Raw genomic sequence first — 4,299 nt, 5'->3', positions numbered from 1 at the left:
GCGCCCCCCTCTGTCCTGCCGGACATCTCCCCCACAAGGGGGGAGATTGGCCGTCATCTTTGATTTCGCCAATCGCCAACCTCGAAAAAGAGGCGCTGTCGGCGGAACTGCCGATCTCCCCCCAAGTGGGGGAGATGTCCGGCAGGACAGAGGGGGGCGCTGTCCCGCCGGCGTATCAAGTCGCACCGGCGAGCCCCGCCTCGATCACAATATGCTGGCAGACATTGTCGCCTCGTCGCCTGTATTGGCTTCGGCATGCTGCGAACCATCGACTTCGACGACGAGCTTCTTGTCCGGGCAAGCGAAGTCGACGATGTAACCAGCGATCGGAAATTGTCGGCGGAAGCCAAGCCCCATCAGCCGATGCGCGCGAAGCTCGTTCCAAAGCTTCAGTTCGGCGTCGGTCATGGCTTTGCGCATCGATTTGGCATTTGCGCGATTTCGCGGAGGCAGTGGCGTGTGAGGCATTTGGTCAGTGCTCGGTCCGTATTGAGGTTGGCGCTCTACGGCGCCCCCCTCTGTCCTGCCGGACATCTCCCCCACTTGGGGGGAGATCGGCAGCTTCGCTTTGGCCGCCAATCCTGCAACGTTGGTGATTAGAGAAGGAAAAGCGCTTGCGCTACGGCCGCCTAAACCCTGTCGGACCGCCATAGAGATAGCCGATGCGGGCGACGGCTTGCCTGAACCCTTCACGCGAGACCAGCATGGTGTGGCCGTTGGCATGGATCATCGTTTCCGGATCGGTCATGACAGCGACATGGCCTTTCCAGAACACCAGGTCGCCGCGCCGCAGCCCGGCAAGATCCGGGCCCGGGTCGAGCGGCTCGCCGATGGTCGCCGCCTGCATGTCGGAATCGCGCAGCACTTGCCTGCCGGTCATGTACATCGCCAATTGCACGAGGCCGGAGCAATCGATGCCGAAGCCGGAGGCGCCGCCCCACAAATAGGGGGTGCCGAGAAAAGTTTCCGCGACCGCGACATAGTCGGCAGCCGGCTCTCCGACAGGCCTGAGATGGCCTGAGATGACTGCCTCGCCGGACGGCAGCAACGCATAATGCGTGCCGCGCGTTTCTGCCGCGCCGGTCACCGTCAGCGCCGATCCCATCGACAGTTGCCCGCTCAGCGGAAGCCGCAAATCAGGTCCCGGATAGAGGAAGGTGCGCGGCACCGAGACGACATGGGTGGGCGCATGGTCCCGTCCGCCCAGCACGGTGTCGGCGACATAGCCGACATAGCCGACATAGCCGTCGCGCTCCGACTGGATCCAGGCCCAGCCCTCGGCATCTTCGAAGACGAGGACGTCGTCACCGAACAGGGCTTGCGTGTTGACGCCGGCATCCGGCCGCGGCGCCTTGCGGATATCGGCCACTGCGGCTGAAATCCGCGCTGGCCGCCCGGCGACGAAGCGATCGGCGGCGACCTCGCCCTCCAGCCTGGCATCGGCGAGATCGGAACGGAAGGCGTGAAGGCGGGCATCCCTGGCGGTCAAATCGGCAACTCGGTGTCAGAAGGGCGGTTCGGTCAGATGGGCAATTCCTGGGCTCTGGCGATGATAACATCGCCGAAGCGCTCGACAAAGAGAGCACCTTCCACGGTTCGCTTGACCAGCACGTTGCGCTTGTCGAGCTCATCGCGATGGCGCGAAACCAGCTTCATTGCGCCCATCGTGTCGAGCGCCCGGGTGATCACCGGCTTGGTGACATTGAGCCGCGCGGCGAGCCCGCGCACCGTATGCGGCGGTGGATCGAGATAGATCGTGAACAGGATCGCCGTCTGGCGCATGGTGAGGTCCGGCGCATCGTCGCGCACTTGGTGCAGCATCACCTGCTGCCACAGTCGCAAGGCCTGACTCGGGCGCATCGAAATCGACATCCGGCCAGAATGACGGCAAATTGTTTCGGTTCCGTTTCAGTCCTCGTGCTGAACAGGAGCTGTCAGGCGTAGCGTTTCGAAATAACCCTTTCCAGCGCGCGGATGCCTTGCGCCTCGCCGCCGGCCAAGCCCTGCGGACGATCGGACGGGTTCCAGGCAAAAATGTCGAAATGCGCCCAGACGGCGGTCTTCTCGACGAAGCGTTTCAGGAAAAGCGCCGCGGTGATCGAGCCGGCGAAACTGTCTGACGTGACATTGTTGATGTCGGCGATCTTCGACGACAGCTTTGCGCCATAGGGTTTCCACAGCGGCATGCGCCACAGTGGATCCTCGACGGCGACGGATGCCGCAGCCAGGTCGGAGGCCAGCGCTTCATCGCCGGTGTAGAACGGTGGCAGATCGGGACCGAGCGCGACGCGAGCAGCCCCGGTCAAGGTCGCCATGTCGATCAGCAGTTGCGGCTCGTCGTCGTCTGCCAGTGCCAAGGCGTCCGCCAGCACCAGCCGTCCCTCGGCGTCGGTGTTGCCGATCTCGACGGTGATGCCCTTGCGGCTCACCAGCACGTCGCCGGGCCGGAAGGCGTTGCCAGCAATCGAATTTTCGACCGCCGGGATCAGCACACGCAGCCGGACCTTCAGCCCGGCGGCCATGATCATCGAGGCGAGGCCCAACACGTTGGCCGCGCCGCCCATGTCCTTTTTCATCAACAGCATGCCCGAGGACGGCTTGATGTCGAGACCACCGGTGTCGAAGCAGACGCCCTTGCCGACCAGCGTCACCTTCGGGGCGCTCTCCGGTCCCCAGATCATGTCGATCAGCCGCGGTTCGCCTGATGAAGCGCGGCCGACCGCATGGATCATCGGGAAATTGTTCTTGAGCAGGTCGTCGCCCCTGGTCACCGACACTTCGGCGTCGTGCGTCCCGGCCAGCGTCCGAACGGCCTTCTCCAGCTCGTCCGGTCCCATGTCGCTGGTCGGCGTGTTGACCAGATCGCGCGTCAGGAAGACGCCCTCGGCGATGCGGCGAACATAAGCCGCTTCAGCGCCGGGCGGCAGCGAGAAACGCAGCGTCTTGCCAGGCTTTTTGCCGTAGCGGGTGAAGACATAGCCGCCGAGCGCCAATGCGATGGCCGCGATTTCCGGCTCGGCCAGTGTGGAAGCGAAATGCCAGTCGCCTGCGGGCAAGGCTCTCGCCAGCGCGCCGATGGCAAGCGCGCCTTCGCCATCGCCCGTGCCGAACAGGGCGCCGGCAAGCGCGCCGTTTTCGTCGGGCAGGATCAGCGTCCGGCCGGCCTGACCGGAAAAGCCGTTGGCCCTGGCCCAGGCGCGCGAGGAGGAGGCAAGCCCTGCCGCATCCAGTCGATCCTTCGCCACCAGATACACCGGCAAAGTGGTCTTCAGTTTTTCCTCGATGAGTTCGACTGGCATTCGATGATCTCCGGCTTCCGAGTCGGCTTTTAACGATCCGTTAGGGTTAACAGAATATTTCTGCGGGAGGGAAGATGGCCACGTAAAAGCCAATTTGACGAATGGAGGCCCTGGTGCAGATGCCGACCAACCGCATGACCAACGCCACGGCCAAGCGGCTGATCACCACGGCGTTCATAATAGCGCTCGCGGCCAGCGTTGCAGGCTGCGGGACCAGCAAGCTGACGACCGGCTCGATCGGACGCCCCAGCGGCAAACCCTTGGAAACCATGTCAGCCGGCGAGTTGCACAAGGCGACGATCGCGCTGGGTCAGTCCTACGCCAAGAACCCCAACGACAAGCGGATCGCGACGAATTACGCCGCGGCGCTGCAAATGGATGGCGACGCCGACCAGTCGCTCGCCGTGATGCGCAAACTGGCGATCGCGCTGCCGAAGGACCGCGACGTGCTCGCCGCCTATGGCAAGGCACTTGCCGCCAACGGGCAGTTCGAGCCGGCGCTCGATGCGGTGCGCCGCGCGCAGACACCGGAATATCCCGACTGGAAGCTGGTGTCGGCGGAAGCCGCTATTCTCGACCAGCTTGGCCAGAGAGACCCGGCGCGCCAGAATTACCGCAAGGCGCTTGACCTCAAGCCGAACGAACCTTCGATCCTTTCCAATCTCGGCATGTCCTATGTGCTGGAAGGTGACCTGCGCACGGCTGAAACCTATATGCGCTCGGCCGCCCAGCAGCCGAATGCCGACAGCCGCGTCCGCCAGAACCTGGCGCTGGTCGTCGGCCTGCAGGGCCGCTTCGACGAGGCCGAGAAGATCGCCTCGCAGGAGCTGTCGCCCGAACAGGCGCAGGCGAACGTGACTTACCTTCGCCAGATGCTCGCCCAGCAGAACGCCTGGAGCCAGCTCAAGGACCAGGACAAGACAAAGCCCGCCACCAACTGACCGCGGCTCGTCCCGGTGCCGAACCGGCGACATGCAGTTACCTCGGAGCGCTGCTGCGG

General features: G+C 64.2%; 5 protein-coding genes. 1 reads left to right on the top strand and 4 read right to left on the bottom strand.

Annotated elements, in window-relative coordinates; translation table 11 throughout:
• Positions 1-204 precede the first annotated feature (204 nt).
• The 4 genes from AC0L2A_RS35810 to AC0L2A_RS35795 form a co-directional block, all read right to left on the bottom strand.
• Positions 205-408, bottom strand: a complete 204-nt coding sequence (locus AC0L2A_RS35810; protein WP_473612891.1) for an endonuclease domain-containing protein — start codon at positions 406-408, stop codon at positions 205-207.
• A 211-nt stretch (positions 409-619) separates the two neighbouring features.
• Complete coding sequence (locus AC0L2A_RS35805) at positions 620-1,489, bottom strand: C40 family peptidase (protein ID WP_473612889.1); 870 nt, start codon at positions 1,487-1,489, stop codon at positions 620-622.
• A 32-nt stretch (positions 1,490-1,521) separates the two neighbouring features.
• Positions 1,522-1,872: a MarR family winged helix-turn-helix transcriptional regulator gene (locus AC0L2A_RS35800; protein ID WP_027151718.1), complete on the bottom strand. Its 351-nt coding sequence runs from the start codon at positions 1,870-1,872 to the stop codon at positions 1,522-1,524.
• 62 nt (positions 1,873-1,934) lie between these two features.
• Positions 1,935-3,299, bottom strand: a complete 1,365-nt coding sequence (locus AC0L2A_RS35795; RefSeq protein ID WP_473612888.1) for a leucyl aminopeptidase family protein — start codon at positions 3,297-3,299, stop codon at positions 1,935-1,937.
• A gap of 119 nt (positions 3,300-3,418) precedes the next feature.
• Here AC0L2A_RS35795 and AC0L2A_RS35790 point away from each other — a divergent pair, with 119 nt between their 5' ends.
• Positions 3,419-4,240 (top strand): tetratricopeptide repeat protein, encoded by an 822-nt coding sequence (locus AC0L2A_RS35790; protein ID WP_473518148.1) that lies wholly within the window; start codon positions 3,419-3,421, stop codon positions 4,238-4,240.
• The last annotated feature ends 59 nt before the right edge of the window (positions 4,241-4,299 follow it).

The sequence above is a fragment of the Mesorhizobium sp. WSM4844 genome (assembly GCF_055811775.1).
This window is presented reverse-complemented; position numbering and strand designations above follow the sequence as displayed.

Coding starts and splice junctions, on each gene's coding strand:
- AC0L2A_RS35810 (WP_473612891.1), bottom strand. CDS start 408: ATGACCGACGCCGAACTGAAGCTTTGGAACGAGCTTCGCGCGCATCGG.
- AC0L2A_RS35800 (WP_027151718.1), bottom strand. CDS start 1,872: ATGTCGATTTCGATGCGCCCGAGTCAGGCCTTGCGACTGTGGCAGCAG.
- AC0L2A_RS35795 (WP_473612888.1), bottom strand. CDS start 3,299: ATGCCAGTCGAACTCATCGAGGAAAAACTGAAGACCACTTTGCCGGTG.
- AC0L2A_RS35790 (WP_473518148.1), top strand. CDS start 3,419: ATGCCGACCAACCGCATGACCAACGCCACGGCCAAGCGGCTGATCACC.